Here is a 25,347-nt window from a genome sequence, read left to right on the forward strand (position 1 = left end):
GTTTTTTTTAACATTCATATATAAGAAAGTCATCGTAAAATATTTTACGATGACTTTTTGTGTGCCGTTAATGCATACACCATTGGTATTTTATTTCCAAACTGTTTAATCCTCCATTTTCCTTTCTCAAACTCTTCAACTTGGTTAAAACAAGGATATGGTGACCAATCAAATTCCTGAAAATTCTCAATCGATAATCCTTTTTTAATTAAATTCTGAAGAACTTCCGATAATGGATGATTCCACGTTATATTATTCAGTACAAGATCTGCGTTTTTTTCTGCATAAGTCCCTTCGTTGGTTTCCACAATTGGTTTTTCGTTGAAATAATTATATTTCACTTCATTAAAGTCATCGTCAAACATCCAAATTACAGGATGAAACTCTGCCATAATAAATTTTCCGCCAGGCTTTAGGAAATGATGAATAACATTCGCCCACTTCTCTAAATCCGGAAGCCAGCCCACCGTTCCGTAACTTGTATACACGATATCAAATTTTTCATCCAGAACATTTGGCAAATCATATACATCCGAACAAATAAATTGGGTATCTGTTTCGCATTGTTTTGTAAGATCTCTTGCTGTTTCGATTGCTTTATCAGACAAATCTACTCCTGTAACTTTTGCACCCAATCTCGACAATGAAATAGAGTCTTGCCCAAAATGGCACTGCAAATGCAAGATGCTTTTTCCTTTAACATCTCCTAAAAGATCCAACTCAATAGAATTAAGAGAATTCCTACCTTTTAAGAATTCATCTACAAAATAGAAATCAGATTTTACATGCGTATCTACTTTGGCATTCCATGAGGTTTTATTTATTTCTAAATAGTTTTCCATGACATTAATTATTTTACTTAAATGTTTAGTTTTTTAACCACAAAAGATTAGCACATACGTTATTATTAAGTTGATCTAAAAACTACAAATAAGAACACTTAAGTTTATTTGCATCTTTTGTGGTTAGATTTTCATGGTTCACAAAGAATCAAATTATGAACCTTGAATCACATAGTTTTTACTTAAAATTCTTCTTTCTGGTTTAGTATCGTCTTCAGGTTTAAACCATACTTCGACTTTACTTCCATAATAGTCTCCCCAATCTCCTTCTTCCACAATGAAATCGTCATCAAGATTAAACTCCTTCAACTCATTCGTTGAATTGAAAACTTCAATCTGAGATTTCTTTTTAACTTCTGCCGCAGAAAGAATTCTGTTGGTATTGAAATCAAATATTTTCAAGTACACTTTTCCTTTCTCTATCTTATTAAGAAAAACATCGTATTTATAAGTTCCTGGCCTTAGATTATCATATAATAATATATCTTGTCCATTAACTTCAATCAAATCTTTCTCGCCACCAGCAGAAACCTTTAAAGGCATTGCAAATCTTGCGTTCTTAGGATTTTTTATCCCTGTATACGCTTTGTAAGGACTTTTAGGCGGGAAAAAGGCAAACATAACACCCAGCATCATGAATACACAAAAACTAAGAAGGCATTGAAAAAGTCCGTTCTTAAATTCATCCTTCTTAAAAAGTCTCGAAATCCCCAACATAAAACTAACAATGCCCACAATAAATGGAAAAGCAGAGAAAAAAGTCCAGGTAAAATTACTTATCGGCAAAATTAGAATCGTCAGCCAACAAAAAACACCAACAAATAGCGTTATAAAAGAAGTAAAATACCACCTCCAATTAAACATTTTAAAAACAACTTCCTTTATCATAATTTATTTATCAATTTTTTCTTTTGTTCTGTAAATTCTTCTTCCGTTATTACTCCGTTTTCTTTCAGTCTTCCTAACTGTTCCAGTTGATCCAATACGGAAGGTTCATTTCTAGGCTGAAAATATTCTTTTGGGCGAGACATGAAATCTCTTACCTTTTCACAAAATAATTCTGCTTCATACTTTCCAACACCGTCAATTTCGAGAATATTATCTGAGATACTTATGTCTATTGATGCCAACATCAATGATTTTTCATACTGTATAGAACTCACTTTGCTGTAAGAGAAATCCTCAACTTTTAATCCGTACATGAACTCTTTATCAATAAAAATCAATCTTCTGTCGGTAGCTACTAAAATAATATGATGTTGAGTGGTTTTATTTCTTCCTTCAACGAGATAGACAATTTTTTCATCTGTTGAAAGTACATTGGGTAATTCGCGAATTTCTTTTCTCGCAAAAAAGGTAGGATTTATATTTAATTTTTCAAGCTCGGCTTTTATTTCCTCAAGTCTTGATTTTTTTTCACTCATTTGTCTTAGTTTTTTATAATAGTTTATGGGACTAAAATACTATTTCTTTATGAAAATACTTTAATTCCGTTTAATTTTTTGATGTTTCAGATGGTATAACAATCGAAGTATAAAGGCTGTAAAGCTTCCAGCCCAATGATTCGTATAAAGATCTCCCTTGTTCAGTGGCCACTAAAAAGTGATTGGAAACATTTTTGGATAAAGCGATCTTTTCAAGCTCTTTCATTAAAAAAGTAGCGAGACCTTTTCTTTTGTGGTTTTCTTCGGTTGAAATTCTATCATACACTGCCAGATCATCGACAATAATAACACGACCGACAGAAGCTAATTCTCCATCTTTAGTAACAATTCTAACAACAAAAGTTGAATCATAATGATCAAATTCTAATTGGTAATTTTCATGCAAAGTAACATTCAGAATATTCATCGGTGGAAAACATTCCATCATGTATCCTTGTGGCTGTATGATCCATCTTTCAGGCAGACTATTTTTTAATTCTGAAGGAGAAGCGCAAACTTTTAAATATATCCAAGGTTCATTTATTGATGCTGCTAATTCAAAGAAATCCTCATTAAGCGCTGTAAAAACATAACGAGATTTCTGTGTTTCATAGCCAACATCCACTTTAAAACCAGATTTATATTGAGTGGGTAAAGGCAAGTCTCGTGATAAACTCCAGGCTTTTAGCCATTTTCCTATTATATCCTGAGAAATTTCTTTTTTCATTTATCAATTTTTCATGGTCGTATTCTATAACAAATATAGATTATAAATTTCTTGAATATTAAAATAAATCCCGACCTTTAACCTTGGCAAACCCTTTGAATAGGGAATTTAGAAATGAATTTGTTTAAACTTTCTATTTTAACCACAAATCGAAGATTCGACAGAGTCAAAAGAGACAAAAGATTAATATATTATTTATTTAAGTTCATCATGAAATGCAAACAAGAACTCATAAGCTTAAAAAATTTTTGCATATTGAGCGAAGTCGAAATATTATTCTTTTGAGAGCTTTGTTTTCAAAAGAGCTAAACTTTAAATGATTCAATAATAGCTTTTGTACCTTTTGCGGTTTAATTTTTTTATTAATTTAAACAGGCTTTATATTTAAAATTTACATTCTGGAATCATTAAAATAAATTTATGAATAAAAAACATATTGTTATCATAGGCCTTGGAGGCGTTGGAGGCTATTTTGGTTTTAAAATTAACCAAACCAATGAAACGTCACAAGAACATACAATATCATTTATCGCAAGAGGTGAAACTTATAAAAAAGTAAAGGAAGATGGATTAACATTGCTTTCTCCTGAACATCCTATCCCACTGACACGCCCCAATGCAGTTTACGAAAGCATCAGCGACATTAAAAATCCCGATCTGGTATTAATTTGTGTAAAAGAATACGATCTGGAAAGAGTTTGTGATCAGTTAAAACAAGTCATTACCAAGGAAACGATTTTGTTACCGATGATGAATGGTGTTGATATTTATGACAGAATACGAAAAATAATCCCTGAGAATATTATTTTACCATCTTGTCTGTATGTTGCCTCTCACATTAAAGAAAAAGGAATTGTGGAGCATAAAGGAAAAGCCGGAAAGCTAATCATAGGAAAAGATCCTGCGCATTTTTCTGCTTCTATCGATTGGGTCATCAATATTATCAAAGAAAGTAAAATAGATTTTGATTTTAAAGATAATTCGTTGATCGATATTTGGACAAAATTTATTTTTGTAGCAAGCTTTGGCTTGGTAACGGCTAAATACAATTCTTCAATCGGAACTGTATGTACAGATTCTTCTCAAAAAGCTGAAGCAGCTGAAATAATGAAAGAAATACAACTTATTGCAACGCAAAAAGAAATTCATCTCGGAGAAAATATCATTGATAAAACCTTTGAAAAAGCATCTACATTTCCACCCGAAACTCCAACTTCTTTGCAATTAGATATTAATTCTAAAAAAGACAACAGCGAACTAGAATTGTTTGCAGGTGCTATTATAAGATACGGAGCAGAACTAGGAATTCAGGTTCCTTCCACGCAAAAGCTCTATGATGAATTAAAAGCTAAAGTAAAATAAGCTTTAATTTAGAACTGATAAAAAAAATGAGTCTCCTCAATATTGAGAAGACTCATTTTTATGTTTTATTATTTTATCCTAAAAACTCTTCCAAAGAAACTGTTTTCTGTTCTCCGGCTTCAAGGTTTTTAAAGGTAACTGTTCCGTTTTTAATTTCTTCTTCCCCTAAGAAAACAAGGTTTTTAATTCCTTTCTTTTCAGCATAGGTAAATTGTTTATTGATTTTTGCACTTTCAGGATACAACTCTGCTGAGATTCCTTTTTCTCTTAGCTGCATGATCAGTTTTAAAGCATCCAAAGTTTCTTCACCTCCAAAATTGGCAAACAGATATTCAACTTTCGATGTAGCTTCTGCAGGGAAAAGACCTAGTTCTTCTACAACAAGATAGATTCTGTCCAGACCAAAAGAAATCCCGATTCCCGGAATGTTTTTCACCCCGAAAACTTCTGTAAGATTGTCATATCTTCCACCTCCACCGATAGAACCCATTTGAACCTCATCTGCTTTTACCTCGAAAATAGCTCCGGTATAATAATCTAATCCTCTTGCCAATGTAATGTCAAAAACAAGATTCTGAATATCTACACCAAGGCTTACAGATTTCGTCAAAACAAATTCTAATTCTTCAACTCCTTTTGTTCCTACTTCATTTCCTACAAATTTCTCTTTCAATTGAAGAAGATTTTCTAGTGCATCATCAGATTGAGTAAACAAGAAATCTAACTTATCGATAGACTCCTGAGAAATCTCTCTTTCTAATAATTCTTTAACAACGCCTTCTTTCCCGATTTTATCAAGCTTATCTAAAGCAACCGTGAAATCAATTAATTTATCTGTAATTCCTGCGTATTCTGCTAAACCAGAAAGAATTTTTCTGTTATTTAAATGAATCGTTACGGGAACTTTTAAGTCTGCAAATGATTTTAAATACAACTGAACCAAATCTACTTCCTGTAAAAGGCTTTCGCTTCCTACAACATCTGCATCACACTGATAAAACTCTCTAAACCTCCCTTTTTGAGGACGGTCTGCTCTCCAAACCGGTTGAATCTGGTAACGTTTGTAAGGGAAAGTAAGTTTCCCATGGTTCATTGCAACGAATCTTGCGAAAGGTACTGTAAGGTCATAACGAAGGGCTTTATCTGAAATTTGAGAGGTCAGTTTTTGATGACTTTTATTATCCCAATCTTCCTGATTCACTTTAGAAGTATAATCTCCTGAATTTAAAATCTTAAAAATCAAACGATCTCCTTCTTCTCCGTATTTCCCCGTCAATGTCGAAAGGTTTTCAAAGCTTGGTGTTTCCAATGGCTGGAACCCAAATAATTCGAAGTTCTTTTGTAAAATATTGATGATGTATTTTCTTCTTGAAACTTCTTCTGCTGTAAAATCTCTCGTCCCTTTTGCTAAGCTTTGCTTCATTTTATAATTGATAAATGATGATTAATAATTGATAAGTATTGCAAAAATAAGGAATTGAAAGGACTTTTTAAACTCTAAACTTGTTTAAACTTTTTATTTAACCACAAAAGAAAAAAAAGTTCAGATGATATAATATAAAGCTTATCATTAAACTGAAAAAAAAGAAAACATTAGCCTTTAAAAATCTTTGCCTATTGAGCGGAGTCGAAATATTATTCTTTTGAGAACTTTTAGTCATCTATTAAAAATTGCAAAAACATCTTTTGCCTCTTTTGCGGTTAAATTTAAAATTAGTTTCAACAGACTTTCTATGAGAAAAGTCGAAGAATCGAATCTCCAACTTTTCTTTTTTATTTTCATCATTTATGTTGTATTCGGCTAGGAAAAAATCAAATACTATCAAGGATTTCCAGTATTTCTTCGCCATAATTTTCAATTTTATGTTTTCCGAAACCTTTGATATCCAGCAATTCTTCTTTTTTCATGGGTTTATATTTCGCCACCGACATCAATTCTTTATTGGTTGCAATAAAGTAAGTGGGTAAGTTTTGCTCTTTAGCCTTTTCTGATCTCCACAATTTTAAGGCATCTAAAATTTTCTCTTCATCAAAGTTGAGCGTATCATCTTCGAGAGAATATTTAGTGGTTTTCGTTTCTTTTACGCTATTTGAGGTTTGCTTAAGCCGCAGTTCCTCAAAATACAAAACAACAGACCAATAATTTTCATCATTTACAAACGCTGTTTCTACTTTAACAATTTCATGAGATTCAAGAAAACTATCTAATGCTTTTTGATCTTGGTAAAGAAATTCTTCGGGTAATCTTATTTTAAAAACTTTTACTTTCATCATTTGTATTTTTATCATTATTTACTTCCTAAAAATAAGATCTCATCTACTTTAATCTCCGTAATATATCTCTTTACGCCATCCTTATCGTCATAAGATCTGTACGTTAATTTTCCTTCTACAGCAATCTCTTTTCCTTTGGGCACATATTTTTGAAAGATCTCTGCCGTTTTTCCAAATGCTACCAGACTGTGCCATTGCGTCTCCTCTACTTTTTCTCCTTTTGCATTGGTATAATAATCGCTTGTTGCTAATGATACACTCGCTTTTACAGCACCGCTATCGAAGTTTACTATTTCTACTTCTTTTCCTGTATGACCAATCAATGTGGTCTTGTTTCTTAGTGACATAACTTTACAATTTTTAAGATTAATACTTTAGATAAGAGACGTTCACTGTTTTCTCAAATCTCTGTTGCAAAGGTTGTTGAATCGGAAAACCAAAGTCGGTTATAAACTATTTAAATCCGTTTGTAGTCGTTTGTGATCGGATAAAAAGATCAGGCTTTTATTCAAAAAAATTCCCAATAACCTTATTCTTTCAAAGGTTATTGGGAATTTTGTATTTCAGCGATCACTTCTATACTGACTAGAAGTGATATTCGAATTTATTACTTATCCGTATTCATTAGTCTAGTTGATCTTCTTTAAAACTTCATCCAAAGAGGATGTTCTCAAAATAATTTTTCCATCATGGTCTACTATAAATATCGTTGGAGTACCGATTATCCCATAATTTTGGAAATTAGTGCCTTTTATTCCTTCATAATCGCAGAATACATCTTTCCATAAGAAGGTTTTTGCTTTCTCTTTAAATACCTTTTCCTCTTGATCTGCAGACAAAGAAATGATTCTTACCCCTTTTGCTTTGATATTATCAAGATGGCTCGGCAACTTTTGAAAAAGGATTTCACAATGGGCACATCCCGATGCATAAAATATAAGCAATGTTTTGGTATAATCTCCGTTTGCCAATTCTTTACTTTTCAGAACCGTAGTTTTATTTTGGTCTTTAATAATAAGATCTGGAGCATAAGTACCCGGAGTTCCTTTGATGTAAGACGCTAAAATACCATCGTACTTATTTATTTTTCCAGAAGCTCTTACAAGAGGTGCAAAAAAATTGATGTAGTCTTTTTTATTTTGTTGGGTCAGGAAATAGGCCAGTTTCCCAACAAAATCTGCATATTGAACAGGATCTTTTATCTTACTGTCTATGCTTTTAAAATCGTTTTTAAAATAATAAAAATCCATTATAACACTGGTCTGCAAATACACCCAAGATGAAATAATATCCGACCATTGTTCTGAACCATACAGAGCCTGCCAGTCTATTTCCTCGGCAATATATTTTATGGCACCCTTAGCATATTCTTTTTCCGAAGCTGCATTTGCAGCGTTTATATTTTTGGTGGTTGCAATTATTTGTGCAATTTTTTCGGTTTGATCAGTTTTCTGTGCATTCGACATACTACATAGGAAAGCTAAAAATAGTACTGTAATTAATTTTTTCATTTTACTATATTTTTAAAAATGGAATGGCTGACCATTCCTTCTTTTTTATTCAGAAATGTTTGACAAAGTTAGTAATATTCTTGTTGGCTAATCATTATTGAGGGTTTCTTAAAAAGGATTTGCTATTTTATTTACTCCAATGTTGCAAATTTCGAGGTGCTGGGTTTCTATAATTTATTTTACATCAAACTTTAAGAAAGTATAGGGAGCTTTACTTTTTGATCTTATAGAATTAATTAAATCCTCAGACTCAGAAATATTTGGAGATATACCATAATATTTATCTCCTCTCTTATATAAAATTAAATCTGGTGCATTAGAATTTACTATTTTTTGTTGAGGGATTACTTTACTATCATTACCATCTTTTTTATATAATTTTAAAGTGTCTCCTACAATTTTATAATCACATTTATAATTAATAAAATACCCTCCAGGAGCCTCAGTTGGAAATTGTGTTTCCATTCTTTCATCACTTTCAAAATGAATTTCACCTTCTTTCACAGTAAGTTTATACCAGCCTACTTTATTAATTATTGCATCATAATCTAGCATCGTTTTCGAATCTGTATTAAGGTAAGTTCCATACCATTGTTGTAAACCTTTTTCTACATTAGGAGAATCATTAAAAAAAAGAAATATATTCTTCTTTGAAATTCAATAAATCTACAATCTTATACGTACCCGATTTATAAAATACCACATACCAAGGATTCTTATATTTTGGAATAATTTTTAGTTCTGTTCCATTCTTATAGCTCATTATAATATCTTCATGATAATTTAAAGATTTTTTTTTCAAAGAATCTAGATATTCTGTGGCGTTTGCAAAATAAAAATTGGCGTCATCTGCAATCGTATAAAAATCATCCTTGTGTTTTTTTTTCAATTTTTCAATTTCTTTTGGACTTGGAGAAATGAATATCACACTATTCTCTTTTAAGCTTAATGTATCATTATTATTTATTACACTACTATTCTGGTTATTTTCAAATTTATTACAAGAAATAAATATGAAAGAAAATAGTAAAAATGATAATCTAAATATATTCTTCATCATTTATCTTTGCTTACTTTGAATGTGAGAATTTTAGTTTTTTATTCTATCATATACTCTCTGGGGTATTTTAGATAAATCTTTTTTCTGAAATTTCATTAAAGATAGATACTTCTGGTATACATTTTTTGCTTTTTCTTGATTATTCAAATTCCAATAAATATCTGCTATATTCAACCATGCTACAACTCTTTCTGGAAATTTGTCAATAATTTTATTTAATAGAAATACAGCATCATTATTTTTTTTATTTTCTCCTAAATAGAATGCTATATTATTATATTCTTGAATATTTTCTTCAGATAATGGCTCATTATTTATGAGTTCTTCTAAATCATTAGCATCTAAATCAAGTTTATGGTTTTTCACTAATATAGGTAACTGCTTTAATAATTCATCAGTTAATTTATATACATTATTTTCAAAAATAAAATCATGATTATTTATAAAATCAGCTTTTGCATTAGTTATAGATAAATATGTTATTTTTCTATCTGTTATATTTGCATAAGTTGCATAATTTTGAGTAAAACTATCGACAGCAATATATGGCGCTTCATAATAATCATAATTATTTTGAATACTTTCATTTAAAACTTCCCTCAATAAGTAAATCCTTTTATCTGGTGATACTATTATATTACCACAGCCATCTATAAAGTATAAATGTTTTTCAGAATTTATTTGTGAAAATTCAGAGTTATTAATTTTGAACTTTGACCATAAATTCTGATTTTGATTATAAAACGTAATGTTACCACATTTCAATTCCTGTTTTTCTTCTTTATCAGAATTTGATTTATTTAAAGCTTTTTCATGATTAACAATTTCTTTTTTATTGTTTTGTCCGTCACAACAGATCATAAATAATAAAGACAATATAATTATTACATTTTTAGTTTTCATTTATATATTTATTTTAAATGAGAATTATTTTTCATTCGATTATAACGACCTGGCATATCGGTGCCATTCCTATGCATACCGTAATCATCTAATATTTGTTTTTCATATTCTGCATGTTTTAAGCCCCAATCATTAGGACTTTGAGAAACTTTTGGATTTTTTTCAAAAAAACGATTTATTGCACTTCCCAAATCAAATTTAGTTAAAGCTGGCCTATTTACACTTTGATCTAATAGTGTGGCTTTTCCTAGTTTACTTTTTAGAATATCTTTTGCTTTAAATGCAAAATTGCTATCTGCAATTTTAACTTTTTTTGTATTTAAATGAAAGGTTTTAACAACTGTTTCATTTAATGCGACATGTAATCTTTTTATAAAATCTTCAATTTGCTTTGCTTGAAAATAAGGATCTCTCGCTGCACTTACTAAAGGTTCAACGGGAATACATTGAACTTTTTTCTTATAATTTTTAGCATTAAATCCAGCTCTAATTTTATCTTTTAATTCTTTACCTGTTATATCCTGATAGTATGCTTTCCATTTAATAATTTCTTTATTGCCATTTTTTATAACTTCCTTTTTTACATCCCAACCACAATTTTGAAATAAACTTTTAAATTTATCTGGATACTCATCTTTGAATTCATGCATTTGTATTGGAAACTCTCCATATCCTTGAGGATTTACCGTTTTTTGCATAGCTCCAACTGTGACTATTTCTGAATCATACGACTGTACTGAATCTAGTTTTCCTTCATTTTCAGACATCCCAATTATAATTTCTTTTTCTTCTAAAGTTATTTTATTCTTAGACAATAGAAGATTCCATTCGTTATAATTAGCCAGTTTTAAATCACCCCAAAAGACAGGTCCATATGTATTTCCATACTTAGTGCAGCTTATTTTATCACGATACTCTATTCCACATGTATCATTAGTTTTTTCTTTCCTTTTCTCCCTCGGCTCCTTAATAATAGCCACAGACGGACTTTTCTCCACCTCCAATTTCGGAGCAGTTTTACTTATCGGAATAACCTGTGAAGTTACATGCGTATTATCGGGTTCAATTTCTATAAAGTAGACTTGAAATTTATAGTCATACTTTTCGTTCTTAAAGTCTTCGGGGGTGATGCCTAGCTCATATATCCTTTTGGTAATAGGAACTTTAATGAAATTTTCATTACCGGGAAGTACCCATTTCTTTTCGTATATTTTATCGTAAGTTTTGTAGCCTGTTTCTTCCTCCCAGATTCTTACCGTTACATTTCTACCTTTCATGTTTTGAGTGGTAATTTTTATAATAACGGTATCGCCAACCTCAGCTTTTTCTATAGGCTGCGCTCGTTCATTGAGAAATTGGGCGTTTAGAATTTTCGCATCCGGATCAGCCTGTTTCTTTCCGTTGGATGTGATCGGGAATTTTGATTAAGATTTTAGTAAGTAGTGTTTTATTATTATAGAAGATTTATTTAAAAAGCTTTGCCGTTTATTTATTCCGAAGTTGGTAACTTCGGAGAGTAGAGAATTTTTAATTATTTTTTCTTTTCAATATAAATATATTCTTTGTCATTTTTTAGATTTTTAGGTATTTGAGAATAAGGTGCAATCTTACTTTTTTTGAATTTAAAAATAAACGTATTATCAATTAGAGAAATAGTAATATAATCTTGAATTTCAGTTATTTCCGAGTTAGCCCTTGGTTCCTTGATAAAAAATTTATCTATCACATCATTACCATTTACAATTACCGCATAATACCAGTCTGTACCAATATCACCTGTTGCTTCGATTAATATTACTTCTAATTCCTTATCTTCTTTAGATTTGTAAGAGTAGATTGTAAACCCAGGACCTTCATATTCTGAATCAGATAAGTCAATATCTGTAATCACAAGGTCTTTCTTGGTTAATATGAAACTGTTATTACTTTTTTGAGTTATTTTCAAATCTCCACTTACAAAAGAGTTTTCATCCGGAACTTCTTTAAATGGCTCAACTAAATTGATTGAAATATTCTCAATTGATTGACTGTTTTTAATATTAGTATTTTGAGTCGTTTTACTTGAATCCGTTTGTATTTGCTTTTCTTTCGAAGCTGTTTGCACATCGTATTTACAACTAATTAATATTAGCCCCAAAAGAGGGAAAAAACTTAGAAATGATTTATTCATATTAACATATTATTTTTTTGTTCTTTCTTTTTTTACATCATCTTGTATTTTCTGAACAATTGGTTTTAATCTAACAAAAAATGCAGGATTATATCTATTTGTCAATCCGCTTCCATTTTTTGTTGGCTTCATCGCTATTTCGAAATGCAAATGGGGATTAGGAACTCCACTTGCATTTCCTGAATCACCTGAAAAACAAATAGTATCTCCAGCGTCAACTTCTCCGCTTATCTTAACTGCTGATTTTAAATGTGCATATCTTAAATAAAATTTATCTGCATCCATATTAAAACCTGATCCATTTTCCTTTTCTGCTGAAAATTCTAATTTATAATCTCTTTTTGCTTTTCTTAAGTCATCACCATTAACTTCTAAAACTAAAACATTACCATATCCATTTGCTCCTTCATTTGTATAGCTTACAATCTTGCCATCTAAACATGCTTTACATGGTGTATTTATATTAGCAAAAATATCTAATCCTTGGTGATTTTTCGGAATGGCGTTACCTTTTACTATTTTAGTTCTAACTGGTCCAAAAGCTCCATTCTGTTCTTTATGAGCACCACTAGAATTATAATAAGTTCTCTGAGAATAATCAATTGGATCATGCCATTCGCTTTTGGATTTTGAATTTTCTTTTTTTACAGGTGTACACTTGTTAACTAGGAAAACACTTATTCCTTTTTCAAAATAAGATTTTGCATCTTTCCATCCAGCTAAACCCGGATTTACAATCTTTCTTATTTTTTTATATTTTCATCATTAGAAACTTTTAATGTATCTGCAACTTTCCATATTTCATGTTTTTCCCAGTATGCTATAGCACTTAAGACTGCATATTTTGCAGTTTTCACTTTATCAGGATCCTCTACTAAATCAATATATTCATTTGGAAAATATTCTTTAATATACTGTGAAGCATTTTTATAATTTTCTTTACCGGTTAATTGTTTAAGGCCTCTTCCTCTATAAATATAACCATCACCGCTAGCTTCATTTCTATTTCCGTTTCCAAATCCATTTTCATGAGCATATAAATAATTCAAAAGTCTCTTTTGTGGATTATCCATACAATATTTATCTAGTAAACCTTTTGCATTTAAATTTTTTGCTCTTTCTCCGAATACTTCAAAACATCTATTTTTTGAATATCTATAAACATCAGTTTCAACCATCCAATCTGGATTCATTCCTAAAGTTTCTGCACCTACTTGAGCAAAAAAATGAGCTTTTCTGAGACATGTATTAATATGTATTTCTTTGCCAGAATCAAAAATATATTTGTTTAAGTTATCAATTATTTCCTGTCTATAGCTTCTATGTTTAGTATATGTTCCAAATAAATTTTCTATTTGTGTTATAGTAATTTTTTCTTTGCATCTTGGACACTTTCCTTTTTCTTCCTTCTTCTCCACAATTCTCGGCTTCTTAATAATAGCCACAGACGGACTGTTCTCCACCTCCAATTTCGGAGCAGTTTTACTTATCGGAATAACTTGTGAGGTGACATGCGTATTATCAGGTTCCACTTCTATGAAGTAAACTTGAAATTTATAGTCATACTTTTCGTTTGCCATGTCCTCAGGAGTGATACCTAGCTCATAGATCCTTTTGGTAATAAGAACTTTAATGAAATTTTCATTACCGGGAAGTACCCATTTCTTTTCGTATATTTTATCGTAAGTTTTGTAGCCTGTTTCTTCCTCCCAGATTCTTACCGTTACATTTCTACCTTTCATGTTTTGAGTGGTAATTTTTATAATAACGGTATCGCCAACCTCAGCTTTTTCTATAAGTTGCCCTCGCTCATTAAGAAATTCGGCGTTTAGAATTTTCGCATCCGGATCAGCCTGTTTCTTTCCGTTGGAACTGATCTTGAATTTAGGAGTATCAGCCTTGGGTTTTGGTTTTTGAGGCTTTTCTTCGGGCGTGTTGGAACTTGTTTTTGAAGGCGGTGCTGGCGGAATGTGGGTAGGATTAGCCACGTTCACATTCGGGCTTGCTTTCATGATATGCTTAGAAACCAGCTCTGCCGTTACATAATATTCATGAGTAGGGCCTTCATCTGTATCTCCGGCGGCAATATGGGCATTGGCAATCTGTACCGCCATCGTATAGAATGGTAATCGGAAGGTTACTTCTGCAATTCCTTTTTCATTCACTTCTCCACGCAAAGGGATGGGGTTGATTTTATTCATCATATTGATAACGGGATCATGCCCTTCTCCTTTGGCATCATCTTCCCACAAGGTAAAAGAGATATAATTCCAGAACATTTCTACACAATGAGCCCTAGCAATCAGCGTATCATGATAGTTTAGGATTTTCCCTTTCGGAATCGGTTGATAATTTTCGTCTAGCAGTTCTACTCTTGTTATTTTAGCTTCTTTTGACCGTTGTGGTTTTATGAGGAGTTCACCTTTATCTTCGCCTCTTTTCACTACAATTTTAATCGCCTTACGAGAAAGACTTCTTTGTGAAAATCTAAACGTGACAGCATCTCCTACTTTATGATCCCCTTTTGATTTTTTCCAGATTCCTTTCTCCAGAATTTCGATATACCATTCTGCCTTTTTGGATAAATTAGGTTGAAAAACGTTAGGCGGAGCTGAATGATCGAAAACGGAAAGTGCATACGTTTCTATGATGCCAACGGTAGGCGTTGTATTCCCTGTTATTGTTAATTTTGTCATGATGGTAAGTCTTTTTATTCGTAATCGTTGTCTGATTCTTCCAGCTCTTCCTGAAGTTCCTGCAAATCCATAAACGGATTGATCATGGCATACGTCTTCGGATCTGCATTTCTTATATTCCTTTCATTGATCACAGAACGCTGTCCGTGGTCTTTCACCGTTATTGTACCGCCTGTGCTACACATCAGCTCTGAGATTTCTGAAAGACAAGGTTTACCATCTACTTTGGTTTTCTCATAGGTTTTTTGCCATTTTCCTGCGGCGGCAAAAGCACAGGGAAGATTTCCGCCTGATGAAGGTTTGAGTTTGCATTGTCCGAAACTGGGTCCGGGAGGATTAAATTGCAGATCATCTTCTGTAACAGCCAAATAATCGGGATTATCACCCGGATCATTAAAATAATGTCTTTGCTGAGAAGTGACTTTGAATTGTGGATATTGATTGCCTTGGTTACACTCGGCTTTGCCTTTTTGGATAACGAAATGTTTCCCGTCATGCGGGGAGGTGGATTTTTTCATAATTTGTGGTTTTTGTGTGGGTGTAAAAATCAAATATACTAAATTATTTTAAAATCCGCTGCAACTCAAATTGCATTTCTATCTCTTTATCAACAACTTGACTTCTAAAATGGGCCTCTATTTTTTGAATAGAAAAATCCTTAGCATCTACAATATATTTTGCAGAATGCTCCGCTTCGAAAGATTGGGAATACAATTCAGGAGATGGATTATCTTCTTTACAATTTGAATGTATTGACTTTCCCGTTTGCAGAATCTCTATAAACATAGGATTTTCCTGCTGCAATATTTGATGTTCTACTTCCACAACAACAGGTGGAGACAGAGGCAGCCACGAAATCTCCGTCTGATAAGTTACTGAGGTATCATAAGAACGAAAATTGATCTGATGAAAAGGGCTGAAAAGAAACTGCAGTGCCATTATCTTTTTCAAACTATGCTCAATCACCTGCGGATCTGCTATCCGATATTTCATTCGATCAATATGTGAAGCCGCCACAGAACCGTAATGATATTTTTTCAACTTTTCTAATTGAGTGATAATTTCATTCTCTTCTTTGTTCGGCTGAGCAGCCACAAAATTCCCTACTTCATCTACGATTAAGGTTACAGGATACATTATTTTAGCGATATCTGAAGCCAGACTGTTTATTTTATCGTCGGGTTCTTCACCCTCTTTTTTCCAGTTGGTCACTGAAAAATGAAAGTGGTGTTGATTATTTTCCTTCTTAGTATATTGTAAATCTATTTGATAAGCATGTTCATTTTTTGAAATATCACTTTCTACTTCACTCTGTTTTACTGCATATTCTCCACTCATTAATAGAATCGTAATAGGAAATTTCCCTTTTGGAAGAAGGTATCGTAAACTCTCCCCACGTTTCCGTATCAAAGCATTGATCTCCTCTATTTCTTTAGCGCTGGGTATACAGAATCTTTGAGAAAATCTTACCGATCCATTTTCCGGAATGCGGTCTAAGATATTACAGCGTGCATTATGATATTCCCGAAGATATTTCGGATTTTCAATGTTTATCTTTTGGGCGATAGTGTCCAGCGTTTCTCCGGATTTAATAAAATAAATAATCATAAATCAAGCGTGTTTCAATCCCAATTTAATCAATAATTTTAAAGTGACAAAATATTATAAGCCGGTTTTAAATATATAACGAATAAACACTAGATCAAGATTAATGTCTTTACAGCCGTTTGAAAACGGATAATTTTGTATCTTTGGGTAAATATTACGATATGAAAAGGGACATCAATATTTTTGAGTTTCCTCTCAATTTGGGACTGATTAAAAAACAACACGAAATTGAACCCGGCGTTAAAAAGCTTCCTGACTGGCTCAGAGCATTTGACTTTCATAAAAGAATAGATCCTAAAAATATTTTCAGATTAGAATCTCCTCCTTATGCGATGGATTTTGATGAAGAAACCCAAGTTAAAAATCCACACCAAATTATTGAATATGCGAAAAAACAATCTGAAATTATTCTAAAAAATTTCGATAAAAATATATTCAATATCATCATCGGTGGTGACTGCAGTATTTTAATTGGAAATGCAATAGCGTTGAAAAAACTGGGAAATTTCGGGCTCTTTTATCTTGATGGCCATACCGATTATATTCCACCTCAATTATCTCCGAGCGGAGGCATTGCCGGAATGGATCTAGCCATTGTTTCAGGATTAGGTCATGAAAAACTGACTAATATCGACCATCTTAAACCTTATTTTTTAGAGGAAAATATATTCTGTGTCGGAAATGCAGAAATGGATGATGAAGAGTATGTGGAACAGATTATACATTCAAAGATTCATTATTTTGATCTTGAGAATCTCAGGAAAAATGGCTTTAGAAAAACGTCTGAAGATTTTCTGCAAATGATTCATCATAACAACCTGGATGGATTTTTAATTCATTTTGATGTTGATATTTTAACAGATGAGATCATGCCGGCCGTTGATAGCAGAATGGAAGAAGGAATTGATTATAGTGATCTTAAAGAAATTCTACAACCTTTACTCAACAACGAAAAATGCTGTGGAATTGAGATTACCATTTTAGATCCCGATTATGATGAAGATGGTATTTATAGCCCAGCTTTCGTAGAGAATTTAATTCAAATTATAAAAAATAAAGAAGAATAAATGAAGAAGAGGACAATAAACAGAACATTCAGGGTTTCAAAATATGTGATTTACAAAGAAACTCTTGTTGATTATAAGGAACATTTCTGGTCGTTTTTAGGTGCATTTTTTGGAATTGGACTTATTGCATTTATCCAGTCTCATCAGCTTTTGCAAACAGAAAATGTATTTCTGATCGGTTCTTTCGGAGCATCCAGTGTATTGATCTATGGAGCCATTCAAAGTCCATTAGCACAGCCCCGAAATTTAATCGGTGGGCATGTACTTTCTGCCATTGTAGGCGTTACCGTTTATAAAATTGTTCCGGATATTATTTGGTTATCTGCACCATTAGCCGTGGCATTTTCAATTATATTAATGCAGTACACCAAAACCCTGCATCCGCCAGGTGGTGCAACAGCTTTAATTGCCGTAAGTTCAACAGGAAAAATTCCTGAATTAGGATATTGGTATGTGCTCTCCCCTGTTTTATCAGGATGTATTATATTGTTGATTGTTGCTCTGTTTTTCAATAATCTCACCCCCAATAGAAGCTACCCTACTCACAGTAGATTTATAAAGCTATTAAGAAAAAAACATACTCACAGAATGAAAAAATAAAAAATTATGAATTGTCTCGAATGCGGTGAAAAAATTATTGGCAGATCAGATAAAAAATTCTGTAATGACGCCTGCCGAAATGCCTATAATAATAAGCAGAATAAAGATTCTAATAATTTCATGCGAAATGTTAATAATAAACTTCGTAAAAATTATCGGATCTTAGGTGAACTCAATATTGATGGTAAAACAAAAACGCCTAAATCTAAATTAGATGGCTTAGGTTTTGATTTTGATTATTTCACCAATTTAAAAGTCTATAAAAACGGTTCCAAATATAAATTCATCTACGATTATGGCTATAAATTGTTAGAAGATGATTTTGTTTTGATTGTAAAAAATCAAGCGTAATAACCCCAAAACTTAAATTTAATTATGATGAAAGAAGTTGTTTTGATCACCGGAGCCAATGGAATGGTTGCCCAAGAGCTCTCGAAGATGCTTGAAAAAGAATATACCGTTCGATTTTTAACCCGAAAAAAACAACGAGATAATGATTACGAATGGGATATAAAAAAAGGAACGATTGATGAGTCTGCATTTGAAAATCTTTCTCATATTATTCATTTAGCCGGAGCTAATATTTCTGAAAAACGCTGGACTGATGAGCGAAAAAAAGAATTAATTTCAAGCCGTGTAGATTCTGCAAAGCTGCTTTTGAATACATTAAGGAACAAAAACATTATCCTTAAATCTTTCATTTCTGCTTCAGGAATTAATTACTACGGAACCATAACAACAGAAAAGATTTACACCGAAGACGATGCCGCGGGAAACGATTTCCTAAGCGAAGTTGTTGTTCTGTGGGAAAAGTCTGCTGATGATTTTAAGGAGCAAAAAATGGCTGAGCGAGTGGTAAAAATTCGTACCGCAGTGGTACTTTCCGAAAAAGAAGGTGCCTTAAAAAAAATGTTGCCTACCATCAATTTAGGTATCGGTTCGCCCCTTGGAAGTGGAAAACAATATATGCCTTGGATCCATGTGAAGGATATTTGCTCTATTTATGAATTTGCATTAAAAAATTCTCAAGTTGAAGGCGCTTATAATGCGACTTCTCCACAAGATACAACGAACGAAAATTTAACAAAGAAAATTGCTGAGGTTGTCAAAAAGCCATTGTTTATGCCAAATGTTCCCAGTTTTGTTTTAAAACTGCTATTTGGAGAATTGGCAGACGCTTTGCTGGAAGGTTCTAGAGCATCATCCCAAAAAATTCAGGAGGCAGGATTTCAGTTTAAATTCCCTGATTTAAAAGCAGCTTTGGAAGATCTGCTAGACAAAAAATAAATTAAAAATACAAAATTTATGAAACATATATTTTCATTAGCCCTTTGTTTATCATTATCAATGACCGCTTTTGCGCAGAAAAAAGAGACCTCAAATGCAAAAGATAAAATGATTGTTGAGCGTTTTAAAAATGATTACAAAAAGAAAAACTATAAAAAATTTGAAGGCAAAATATTGGTAAAAGATAATTTGGTTCAGTTTGATAATAAGGTAATCAATTATGATACATCTGATACAACCACCAAGTTACTGTTGGAAGCAGGTCTTATTTACCCTCAACTTCTGACCGATTACCAAATGGAAAAATTCCTGGATGAAACAACCGACAAAACTCAGAAAAGATTTTTAAAACTTCAAAAAGATCCCCGCGCTTCTTTTGATGTTAATAATATGAAAATCAATGATTCTGATGAACTTGTTTCTTTAAGTACAGATCCAAAAATCAAAAGATTTAAATTGGTATGCAACGACAGTAAAATTCTCGGTACTCCTATTTACATCATCGAGCTTACCAATAAAGGAGCTACAAAAGATACCTCCACCGAAGAATTCATCAAAAACTCAAAACTGACTTTCCTTCAACAGTTATAGTTGAAATAAAAGCACCTGATCCTACAAGTTTAAAAATTTAATTAAGAAGACATTGATAATGCAGAATAGCAAAATAAAAATCTTAAAGACCGAAATTTTATCCGATAACTGGTATACTTTAAATAAAATCACTTTCGAAAAAACAAACAGCAACGGTTCTGTACAAACCCAAAGCAGAGAAGCCTATGACAGAGGAAATGGCGCTACCATTTTGCTATACAATAAAGATCTGAATACCGTTATTTTAACGAAACAATTTAGATTACCTACTTACATCAACGGGAACTCAGACGGAATGCTTATTGAAACATGCGCCGGATTATTAGACAACGATAACCCCGAAGAATGCATCAAAAGAGAAACGGAAGAAGAAACTGGCTACAAGATCTCCAAAGTGGAAAAGGTTTTCGAATCGTATATGTCTCCGGGTTCGGTTACTGAAATTCTTCATTTTTTCATCGCCGAATATTCTAAGGAAATGAAAATGGCAGAAGGCGGCGGCCTTGAAGAAGAAGGAGAAGATATTGAAGTGTTAGAGCTTTCTTTTGATGAAGCGCTTACAATGATTGATACAGGAGCAATAAAAGATGCTAAAACAATTATGCTGTTGCAGCATGTGAGGGTGAAAAATATTTTATAAAACCCCGAACTAACAACCATGAAAGACCTTACAAAACTAAGATCCTTACTCTCAGTAAGTTTTCTCTTATTTCTCCTACCCTTTTTACGAACGTGTTCAGACCAATCGCTGGACAAGCTCATTCCTGTTCCTACTGAAATAGTACAGGGTAGCGAAACTTCTGAGACCGTTATTACGGACACTATTAAAGTAGAAGCACTATCTAAACAAGAAAGTGAAAAGTATTTAAAAAATGCTTTAGAAGAACGAAAAGTAAATATTCAAAAAGCAAAAGAAGAGTACACTTATAATTTTTATACCCTTTTGCTAAAAGCTTTTAAGTCTAATAACAGAACATTTGATGCATCATTATTTTCCGATTTAAATTTTTATCCATATTTAGCATTAATCCTGTTTTTTATCTCTACAATAAGCATGTTGATTCTTTCATTTTTTGAAAAAATAACCTTCATTACAATACTCGGGACTTTAAATCTTTTGTTATTAGTGACTTCCATAATTCTTTATTATGCCTGTGAAGTTGTTGTAGATCTAAACCAAATTAAAATAGGGTTTTATCTTACGTTCATCAATACATTTTTGATCATTCTTTTAACCCGAAAAATTAAAAATGGATTGTAGAAAATAGATACCGCTAAAGCAAATGTTTCCTACAAATTATAAACTAAAATTAACCCATGAAAAATAATCTTCTTTTAATTATAATTTCTTTTTTATTAAGCAATTGTAATTCTTCAAATTCAAATCCCAATCAAATATCCACAAAAAATGAAAGCAAGCTAAATACTAATAATAAGATGAACAAAGAGGACTTGATTAAGAATGTTAAGTTAGCCATCAATCCAAAATTTCAAGATTGGGTTCTTTTTAAAAATGGGACGTATATAATTTTCGATAATGCTGACACTATAAAAAGTGTTAATCATGAAGCAATAAAGCAAATGAGAGAATTCGGACCTGTATTTGCAGGTGGCCCAGCAGGTGACTTCAATACCATCCACCTAACCAAAACTGAAGGTTGGATTGTTTCAGGACATGGGTATGGCATGTATACTTATGTAAGTCCATCAGAACTTGAAAATACTGACGACCTTCAAGTGGGAATGTATGGGAGGTCTAAAAGAGATCTTGACGGAAAAAACCCTGAAGTAATTTATATAAATAGTCGTAAAAAATAATATCACTTCATAAATGGCAAAAATATCAAGGGTTCAAATTATATTTATCATCTGTTTTATCATTTTGTATTTATTACAAAGCTTTATATTAGACCCTATTATAAAAGAAAAGTATTTATCTGAGGATCTAAAACATTTTAAAACTTATTCTTGGAAATATACCGTTTCAATCTTTATAGTAATTGCAGCAATCATTATTTTTAGAATACGAAAATCGTTTAAAACGCATCAGATTCCCGGAATTATTCTGGTTCTTATATTCTTGGGAATTAGCTTCTATTTCGGAGTACACAACCTTATTGACAACACCATACTTTACATCAATTCAATAACGGAAGGTCAAAAAACCATAAAAACCTATAAAGTAATTAATCATAAAGAGGATAAAACCTTTTGATTACATAATAATGGAACCGTTCAAGATGAAAAGGATCTAGAAAAAATCAATAAAAGCAGAATCAGAAAAAATTTAAAATCTATTTTTGAATATCAAAATAATGATACCGTGAAAGTGGATTTTAATAAAGGACTCATCAACATAAACTATCTCGAATAATTTTTTCTAAATACAAAAGAATAACAATGTTTAATCCAACTCGACGAAACAGAAATATAGGCACCGAAAACCAAGGTTTTGGGCAAAATAACAAGCTTAAAATTTCTACACCTTACGGAACTTTACTCTCTTTTTATGAAAGAATTGAAAAGTATACAAAGGAGATCAGGATTATTAATAATCATGAATTTTTATTTGTCATTGAAGAAACTCGTGAAAATTCAATGCATGCATGTTCTGTTAATGATTTAGCTAACATTATTGAACACATTCCATCAGAAGATTATGGAGATTTAAAATTCATTATTTTAAGACAGCCTAAAAGAAAAGAAGAGCTCATTTCTTCAGTCTGGGGGAGATTAATTTATAGTTATGAATTTGAAAATGAATACTTTCCCGCTATCATTTTAGATACTATTGATTTAAGTAAAAAAGTAATCTGGTCTCGAAAACAAAGTATTGAAGATCAAAAAGAGTTTGAAAGACTCAAACAGGACGGACATATATTCAATGAAAATAAAAGAGAATTTATCGCTGATATAAAACCTGACCCCTCAAGAAACACGCAACTTTACAGAACATTATTGCACGAATTTGGACATTATGTTCATTACTTAGAACTGGTTGAAAGACCCGGAAATGAGGAGGAAGAAGATGAGTTAAAAGAAGCCAGAAACAATTTTTATTTCCGTCTTCCAAAAGTTGAAAAAGAGAAATTTGCCCATCAATATGCAGATGCTTTGAAAGCTAAGCTTATTCAAGAAAAAATAATCCCTCTTAAATCATTGTAAAGCTCCATTTCATAATCATTTTCACCGATCAATGTCATCGAAAAAAAACGTTTTATAAATTTGAAAATTCTTCCGAAATTTGAATGACAAATAAATAAATTATGGAAATCCACCATTTAGACCATCTCGTATTAACCGTGGCTGATATTGAAAAAACAGTTGAATTCTATACCCATATCTTGGGCTTTCAGGTCGTAACCTTCGGAGATAACAGAAAAGCATTGACTTTTGGAAATCAGAAGATTAATCTTCATCAAAAAGGCCATGAATTTGAACCCAAGGCTCAGCATCCAACTTCTGGTTCTGCAGATCTTTGTTTTATTTCGGTAACCGATATTCATGACGTTTTAAAAGAATTAAAACAGAAAAATATTGAAATCATTGAAGGCATTGTCGACAGAACAGGTGCTTTAGGCAAAATAAGATCCATTTATTTCCGCGATCCTGATGAGAATCTCATTGAAGTAAGCAACTACTTAAGTTAAATCATTCTAAATAGGACACTTAATGAAAAGGAGATTAAAAAAATAACTAATTTAGTTTAGATTATTTCCTAACACCTATGAAACTTGATGAAAAAATTCTCCCTATCATCCTCAGTAATTTTACGGAAGAAAAGTTTGGAGCCAAAGAAATTGTAATCGAAGAAGGTAAAATAGCCCGTAAATTATACTATATAAAAAAGGGAGTTACCAGAGGATGGCTTAATAATGACGGAAAAGAAATTACCTTTCAGTTTATGTTTGAAGGTGCTTTTATTTCGTCTTGGGAAAGTCTGTTCTATAATTCTCCCAGCTTATACAATATAGAAACAATAGAGCCCATTGATGTTTACAGCACCTCTCTCGAAGAATTCAGACAAAAAATGGATCTTGATCCGGATATTAAGGAGTTTTATTATGCTTCTTTAGAAAAGCGCTTACTTCAGTATCAAAAATTATTTATTTCCCGAATAAAAGACACTGCTGAACAAAGATATCATGATTTATTTTCGCAATTCCCAGAAATCATCCGCCGAATCCCACAGCATTATATTGCTTCTTATCTGGGAATTACTTCTGTTTCTTTGAGTAGAATAAGGAGTAGAAAGTGATTTAAAAACAATTGATCTTTTTAGTAAATTTTAATTAAATGAAGGTTGTAGACTATTTCATTTTGAATAATCTTATTTTCATTTGTCCTTTTACCTTGAAGCAAAAGGACCAAAAGTTCAAGACTGGAATATTCCGCTAAAAATAAATTCTGTTCACTAAAAATTCTAAAACTTGCGCGAATTTACTATTTGTTCTTCGGTTCTAAATTTGTCCCGCGCTTCAAACAATAGAATTTTTTTAACGTTCTCAGAACTCATTTTATTAACGCTACATCTTCCTAGGTCGGCCAGCATCATTACTTAGTAAATTTCGTTTGTAAAAAATATTTTTTAGACTTAAAATTGAACAAAGAATCAGCTCAATCTGTTACATCAGCGAGATAAAAAAATGTTGAATTTTGCACAATATTATCTTTTGAGATGAATAGAATCAGTAATCGGTTTTTGATTCATCAATTTTCTAAATATTCACCCCATAAATATTCTTCACTTCTGCCATTACAAAAGTACTGTGCGTGCTTCCGATAGAATCTACAGAACCTAATTTATTGAATACAAAATCTTGGTAATGTTTCATATCCCTTACCTGAACTTTTAAGAGGAAATCAAAATCTCCGGAAATATTATAGCACTCAGCTACTTCACCAATCTGTAAAATATCTTTAACGAATTCATTTCCAACAGAACGGTCATGAATTTTCAGTTTTACCTGACAAAAAACGGTGAAGCCTCGGTTCAGTTTTTCGGCTTCCAAAACGGCTGCATAATGTTTAATATAACCCTCCTGTTCGAGTCTTTTCATTCGTTCAAAAACAGGCGATGCTGAAAGATTAACTTCTTTCGCCAACTCTTTGACCGTCAATTTTGCATTCTTTTGTAGGATTCTTAACAGTTGAAGATCCTTTTCATCCAGTCTTTCCACAGAATAATATTCTTTTTTTGATTATGTTTTTCAAATTTACAGAAT

General features: G+C 32.0%; 31 protein-coding genes. 13 read left to right on the forward strand and 18 right to left on the reverse strand.

What is annotated here, in order from left to right; genetic code table 11:
- Positions 1 to 44 precede the first annotated feature (44 nt).
- The 4 genes from AMQ68_RS03455 to AMQ68_RS03470 all read right to left on the reverse strand — a co-directional run bounded on the left by AMQ68_RS03455 (position 45) and on the right by AMQ68_RS03470 (position 2,993).
- Positions 45 to 842: a bifunctional 2-polyprenyl-6-hydroxyphenol methylase/3-demethylubiquinol 3-O-methyltransferase UbiG gene (locus AMQ68_RS03455; RefSeq protein ID WP_082383954.1), complete on the reverse strand. Its 798-nt coding sequence runs from the start codon at positions 840 to 842 to the stop codon at positions 45 to 47.
- 153 nt (positions 843 to 995) lie between these two features.
- Positions 996 to 1,730 carry a hypothetical protein gene (locus AMQ68_RS03460; protein WP_054509215.1) on the reverse strand — a complete coding sequence of 245 codons (735 nt, stop codon included), beginning with the start codon at positions 1,728 to 1,730 and terminating at the stop codon, positions 996 to 998.
- Positions 1,727 to 2,266 carry a PH domain-containing protein gene (locus tag AMQ68_RS03465; RefSeq protein WP_054509216.1) on the reverse strand — a complete coding sequence of 180 codons (540 nt, stop codon included), beginning with the start codon at positions 2,264 to 2,266 and terminating at the stop codon, positions 1,727 to 1,729. Before AMQ68_RS03465 ends, AMQ68_RS03460 begins: the two co-directional genes overlap by 4 nt.
- Before the next feature lie 70 nt (positions 2,267 to 2,336).
- Positions 2,337 to 2,993, reverse strand: a complete 657-nt coding sequence (locus tag AMQ68_RS03470) for a GNAT family N-acetyltransferase (RefSeq protein ID WP_054509217.1) — start codon at positions 2,991 to 2,993, stop codon at positions 2,337 to 2,339.
- A 420-nt stretch (positions 2,994 to 3,413) separates the two neighbouring features.
- Here AMQ68_RS03470 and AMQ68_RS03475 point away from each other — a divergent pair, with 420 nt between their 5' ends.
- Complete coding sequence (locus tag AMQ68_RS03475) at positions 3,414 to 4,355, forward strand: ketopantoate reductase family protein (protein WP_054509218.1); 942 nt, start codon at positions 3,414 to 3,416, stop codon at positions 4,353 to 4,355.
- Positions 4,356 to 4,428: 73 nt separating this feature from the next.
- Here the strand turns inward: AMQ68_RS03475 and hisS are convergent, their stop codons facing one another.
- The 13 genes from hisS to AMQ68_RS03540 form a co-directional block, all read right to left on the reverse strand.
- Positions 4,429 to 5,778, reverse strand: a complete 1,350-nt coding sequence (gene hisS / locus AMQ68_RS03480) for a histidine--tRNA ligase (RefSeq protein ID WP_054509219.1) — start codon at positions 5,776 to 5,778, stop codon at positions 4,429 to 4,431.
- Between the two features lie 389 nt (positions 5,779 to 6,167).
- Entirely contained in the window at positions 6,168 to 6,644 is a 477-nt protein-coding gene (locus tag AMQ68_RS03485; RefSeq protein WP_241775045.1) for an HRDC domain-containing protein, read from the reverse strand.
- A complete protein-coding gene (locus AMQ68_RS03490; protein ID WP_054509220.1) occupies positions 6,644 to 6,976 on the reverse strand; it encodes a single-stranded DNA-binding protein in 333 nt (110 codons plus the stop codon). Before AMQ68_RS03490 ends, AMQ68_RS03485 begins: the two co-directional genes overlap by 1 nt.
- 282 nt (positions 6,977 to 7,258) lie before the next feature.
- The gene (locus tag AMQ68_RS03495) at positions 7,259 to 8,140 is read right to left on the reverse strand and encodes a peroxiredoxin (RefSeq protein WP_082383955.1); all 882 of its coding nucleotides are present in this window, start codon (positions 8,138 to 8,140) and stop codon (positions 7,259 to 7,261) included.
- Between the two features lie 174 nt (positions 8,141 to 8,314).
- Positions 8,315 to 8,695, reverse strand: a complete 381-nt coding sequence (locus AMQ68_RS03500; RefSeq protein ID WP_054509222.1) for a hypothetical protein — start codon at positions 8,693 to 8,695, stop codon at positions 8,315 to 8,317.
- 70 nt (positions 8,696 to 8,765) lie between these two features.
- Entirely contained in the window at positions 8,766 to 9,029 is a 264-nt protein-coding gene (locus tag AMQ68_RS25045; protein WP_123905595.1) for a hypothetical protein, read from the reverse strand.
- A gap of 201 nt (positions 9,030 to 9,230) precedes the next feature.
- Entirely contained in the window at positions 9,231 to 10,103 is an 873-nt protein-coding gene (locus tag AMQ68_RS03510; RefSeq protein ID WP_082383956.1) for a M48 family metallopeptidase, read from the reverse strand.
- A gap of 8 nt (positions 10,104 to 10,111) precedes the next feature.
- Positions 10,112 to 11,380 carry a hypothetical protein gene (locus tag AMQ68_RS03515; RefSeq protein ID WP_054509225.1) on the reverse strand — a complete coding sequence of 423 codons (1,269 nt, stop codon included), beginning with the start codon at positions 11,378 to 11,380 and terminating at the stop codon, positions 10,112 to 10,114.
- Between the two features lie 254 nt (positions 11,381 to 11,634).
- Entirely contained in the window at positions 11,635 to 12,273 is a 639-nt protein-coding gene (locus AMQ68_RS03520; RefSeq protein WP_123905596.1) for a hypothetical protein, read from the reverse strand.
- Positions 12,274 to 12,282: 9 nt separating this feature from the next.
- Entirely contained in the window at positions 12,283 to 12,558 is a 276-nt protein-coding gene (locus AMQ68_RS03525) for a M23 family metallopeptidase (protein ID WP_054509227.1), read from the reverse strand.
- A gap of 458 nt (positions 12,559 to 13,016) precedes the next feature.
- The gene (locus tag AMQ68_RS03530; protein ID WP_054509228.1) at positions 13,017 to 14,969 is read right to left on the reverse strand and encodes a hypothetical protein; all 1,953 of its coding nucleotides are present in this window, start codon (positions 14,967 to 14,969) and stop codon (positions 13,017 to 13,019) included.
- A 14-nt stretch (positions 14,970 to 14,983) separates the two neighbouring features.
- Positions 14,984 to 15,487, reverse strand: coding sequence for a DUF4280 domain-containing protein (locus AMQ68_RS03535; RefSeq protein ID WP_054509229.1), 504 nt, complete (start codon positions 15,485 to 15,487; stop codon positions 14,984 to 14,986).
- 43 nt (positions 15,488 to 15,530) lie between these two features.
- Complete coding sequence (locus AMQ68_RS03540; RefSeq protein ID WP_054509230.1) at positions 15,531 to 16,577, reverse strand: hypothetical protein; 1,047 nt, start codon at positions 16,575 to 16,577, stop codon at positions 15,531 to 15,533.
- Positions 16,578 to 16,738: 161 nt separating this feature from the next.
- Here AMQ68_RS03540 and AMQ68_RS03545 point away from each other — a divergent pair, with 161 nt between their 5' ends.
- The 12 genes from AMQ68_RS03545 to AMQ68_RS03600 all read left to right on the forward strand — a co-directional run bounded on the left by AMQ68_RS03545 (position 16,739) and on the right by AMQ68_RS03600 (position 24,380).
- Positions 16,739 to 17,644 (forward strand): arginase family protein, encoded by a 906-nt coding sequence (locus AMQ68_RS03545; protein ID WP_054509231.1) that lies wholly within the window; start codon positions 16,739 to 16,741, stop codon positions 17,642 to 17,644.
- Positions 17,645 to 18,244 carry an HPP family protein gene (locus tag AMQ68_RS03550; RefSeq protein WP_054509232.1) on the forward strand — a complete coding sequence of 200 codons (600 nt, stop codon included), beginning with the start codon at positions 17,645 to 17,647 and terminating at the stop codon, positions 18,242 to 18,244.
- 6 nt (positions 18,245 to 18,250) lie between these two features.
- Positions 18,251 to 18,595, forward strand: coding sequence for a hypothetical protein (locus AMQ68_RS03555; RefSeq protein ID WP_054509233.1), 345 nt, complete (start codon positions 18,251 to 18,253; stop codon positions 18,593 to 18,595).
- 24 nt (positions 18,596 to 18,619) lie between these two features.
- Positions 18,620 to 19,531 carry a TIGR01777 family oxidoreductase gene (locus AMQ68_RS03560; RefSeq protein WP_241775046.1) on the forward strand — a complete coding sequence of 304 codons (912 nt, stop codon included), beginning with the start codon at positions 18,620 to 18,622 and terminating at the stop codon, positions 19,529 to 19,531.
- Between the two features lie 18 nt (positions 19,532 to 19,549).
- On the forward strand, positions 19,550 to 20,122 hold the full coding sequence (locus tag AMQ68_RS03565) for a hypothetical protein (RefSeq protein ID WP_123905597.1): 573 nt from the start codon (positions 19,550 to 19,552) through the stop codon (positions 20,120 to 20,122).
- Between the two features lie 58 nt (positions 20,123 to 20,180).
- Complete coding sequence (nudK, locus tag AMQ68_RS03570) at positions 20,181 to 20,762, forward strand: GDP-mannose pyrophosphatase NudK (protein WP_054509235.1); 582 nt, start codon at positions 20,181 to 20,183, stop codon at positions 20,760 to 20,762.
- Between the two features lie 18 nt (positions 20,763 to 20,780).
- Positions 20,781 to 21,383: a hypothetical protein gene (locus tag AMQ68_RS03575; RefSeq protein ID WP_054509236.1), complete on the forward strand. Its 603-nt coding sequence runs from the start codon at positions 20,781 to 20,783 to the stop codon at positions 21,381 to 21,383.
- A gap of 176 nt (positions 21,384 to 21,559) precedes the next feature.
- Complete coding sequence (locus tag AMQ68_RS03580; RefSeq protein ID WP_241775047.1) at positions 21,560 to 21,940, forward strand: hypothetical protein; 381 nt, start codon at positions 21,560 to 21,562, stop codon at positions 21,938 to 21,940.
- Between the two features lie 13 nt (positions 21,941 to 21,953).
- Positions 21,954 to 22,337, forward strand: a complete 384-nt coding sequence (locus AMQ68_RS03585) for a hypothetical protein (protein WP_054509238.1) — start codon at positions 21,954 to 21,956, stop codon at positions 22,335 to 22,337.
- A 185-nt stretch (positions 22,338 to 22,522) separates the two neighbouring features.
- Positions 22,523 to 23,287, forward strand: a complete 765-nt coding sequence (locus AMQ68_RS03590; protein WP_054509239.1) for a hypothetical protein — start codon at positions 22,523 to 22,525, stop codon at positions 23,285 to 23,287.
- 101 nt (positions 23,288 to 23,388) lie between these two features.
- On the forward strand, positions 23,389 to 23,772 hold the full coding sequence (locus AMQ68_RS03595; RefSeq protein WP_054509240.1) for a VOC family protein: 384 nt from the start codon (positions 23,389 to 23,391) through the stop codon (positions 23,770 to 23,772).
- A gap of 77 nt (positions 23,773 to 23,849) precedes the next feature.
- Positions 23,850 to 24,380 carry a Crp/Fnr family transcriptional regulator gene (locus AMQ68_RS03600; RefSeq protein ID WP_071254650.1) on the forward strand — a complete coding sequence of 177 codons (531 nt, stop codon included), beginning with the start codon at positions 23,850 to 23,852 and terminating at the stop codon, positions 24,378 to 24,380.
- A gap of 460 nt (positions 24,381 to 24,840) precedes the next feature.
- On the opposite strand, the gene AMQ68_RS03605 is transcribed toward AMQ68_RS03600, so the two are convergent.
- Positions 24,841 to 25,302, reverse strand: a complete 462-nt coding sequence (locus AMQ68_RS03605) for an Lrp/AsnC family transcriptional regulator (RefSeq protein WP_054509241.1) — start codon at positions 25,300 to 25,302, stop codon at positions 24,841 to 24,843.
- Positions 25,303 to 25,347 lie beyond the last annotated feature (45 nt).

The sequence above is a fragment of the Chryseobacterium sp. ERMR1:04 genome (genome assembly GCF_001297705.1).
Lineage (GTDB): Bacteria > Bacteroidota > Bacteroidia > Flavobacteriales > Weeksellaceae > Chryseobacterium.

Excerpts from the sequence above, each read along its gene's own strand:
- AMQ68_RS03455 (WP_082383954.1), bottom strand. The coding sequence starts at position 842 with ATGGAAAACTATTTAGAAATAAATAAAACCTCATGGAATGCCAAAGTA.
- AMQ68_RS03460 (WP_054509215.1), bottom strand. The coding sequence starts at position 1,730 with ATGATAAAGGAAGTTGTTTTTAAAATGTTTAATTGGAGGTGGTATTTT.
- AMQ68_RS03465 (WP_054509216.1), bottom strand. The coding sequence starts at position 2,266 with ATGAGTGAAAAAAAATCAAGACTTGAGGAAATAAAAGCCGAGCTTGAA.
- AMQ68_RS03470 (WP_054509217.1), bottom strand. The coding sequence starts at position 2,993 with ATGAAAAAAGAAATTTCTCAGGATATAATAGGAAAATGGCTAAAAGCC.
- AMQ68_RS03475 (WP_054509218.1), top strand. The coding sequence starts at position 3,414 with ATGAATAAAAAACATATTGTTATCATAGGCCTTGGAGGCGTTGGAGGC.
- hisS (WP_054509219.1), bottom strand. The coding sequence starts at position 5,778 with ATGAAGCAAAGCTTAGCAAAAGGGACGAGAGATTTTACAGCAGAAGAA.
- AMQ68_RS03485 (WP_241775045.1), bottom strand. The coding sequence starts at position 6,644 with ATGATAAAAATACAAATGATGAAAGTAAAAGTTTTTAAAATAAGATTA.
- AMQ68_RS03490 (WP_054509220.1), bottom strand. The coding sequence starts at position 6,976 with ATGTCACTAAGAAACAAGACCACATTGATTGGTCATACAGGAAAAGAA.
- AMQ68_RS03495 (WP_082383955.1), bottom strand. The coding sequence starts at position 8,140 with ATGAAAAAATTAATTACAGTACTATTTTTAGCTTTCCTATGTAGTATG.
- AMQ68_RS03500 (WP_054509222.1), bottom strand. The coding sequence starts at position 8,695 with ATGCTAGATTATGATGCAATAATTAATAAAGTAGGCTGGTATAAACTT.
- AMQ68_RS03510 (WP_082383956.1), bottom strand. The coding sequence starts at position 10,103 with ATGAAAACTAAAAATGTAATAATTATATTGTCTTTATTATTTATGATC.
- AMQ68_RS03515 (WP_054509225.1), bottom strand. The coding sequence starts at position 11,380 with ATGAAAGGTAGAAATGTAACGGTAAGAATCTGGGAGGAAGAAACAGGC.
- AMQ68_RS03520 (WP_123905596.1), bottom strand. The coding sequence starts at position 12,273 with ATGAATAAATCATTTCTAAGTTTTTTCCCTCTTTTGGGGCTAATATTA.
- AMQ68_RS03525 (WP_054509227.1), bottom strand. The coding sequence starts at position 12,558 with ATGGATGCAGATAAATTTTATTTAAGATATGCACATTTAAAATCAGCA.
- AMQ68_RS03530 (WP_054509228.1), bottom strand. The coding sequence starts at position 14,969 with ATGACAAAATTAACAATAACAGGGAATACAACGCCTACCGTTGGCATC.
- AMQ68_RS03535 (WP_054509229.1), bottom strand. The coding sequence starts at position 15,487 with ATGAAAAAATCCACCTCCCCGCATGACGGGAAACATTTCGTTATCCAA.
- AMQ68_RS03540 (WP_054509230.1), bottom strand. The coding sequence starts at position 16,577 with ATGATTATTTATTTTATTAAATCCGGAGAAACGCTGGACACTATCGCC.
- AMQ68_RS03545 (WP_054509231.1), top strand. The coding sequence starts at position 16,739 with ATGAAAAGGGACATCAATATTTTTGAGTTTCCTCTCAATTTGGGACTG.
- AMQ68_RS03550 (WP_054509232.1), top strand. The coding sequence starts at position 17,645 with ATGAAGAAGAGGACAATAAACAGAACATTCAGGGTTTCAAAATATGTG.
- AMQ68_RS03555 (WP_054509233.1), top strand. The coding sequence starts at position 18,251 with ATGAATTGTCTCGAATGCGGTGAAAAAATTATTGGCAGATCAGATAAA.
- AMQ68_RS03560 (WP_241775046.1), top strand. The coding sequence starts at position 18,620 with ATGATGAAAGAAGTTGTTTTGATCACCGGAGCCAATGGAATGGTTGCC.
- AMQ68_RS03565 (WP_123905597.1), top strand. The coding sequence starts at position 19,550 with ATGAAACATATATTTTCATTAGCCCTTTGTTTATCATTATCAATGACC.
- nudK (WP_054509235.1), top strand. The coding sequence starts at position 20,181 with ATGCAGAATAGCAAAATAAAAATCTTAAAGACCGAAATTTTATCCGAT.
- AMQ68_RS03575 (WP_054509236.1), top strand. The coding sequence starts at position 20,781 with ATGAAAGACCTTACAAAACTAAGATCCTTACTCTCAGTAAGTTTTCTC.
- AMQ68_RS03580 (WP_241775047.1), top strand. The coding sequence starts at position 21,560 with ATGAACAAAGAGGACTTGATTAAGAATGTTAAGTTAGCCATCAATCCA.
- AMQ68_RS03585 (WP_054509238.1), top strand. The coding sequence starts at position 21,954 with ATGGCAAAAATATCAAGGGTTCAAATTATATTTATCATCTGTTTTATC.
- AMQ68_RS03590 (WP_054509239.1), top strand. The coding sequence starts at position 22,523 with ATGTTTAATCCAACTCGACGAAACAGAAATATAGGCACCGAAAACCAA.
- AMQ68_RS03595 (WP_054509240.1), top strand. The coding sequence starts at position 23,389 with ATGGAAATCCACCATTTAGACCATCTCGTATTAACCGTGGCTGATATT.
- AMQ68_RS03600 (WP_071254650.1), top strand. The coding sequence starts at position 23,850 with ATGAAACTTGATGAAAAAATTCTCCCTATCATCCTCAGTAATTTTACG.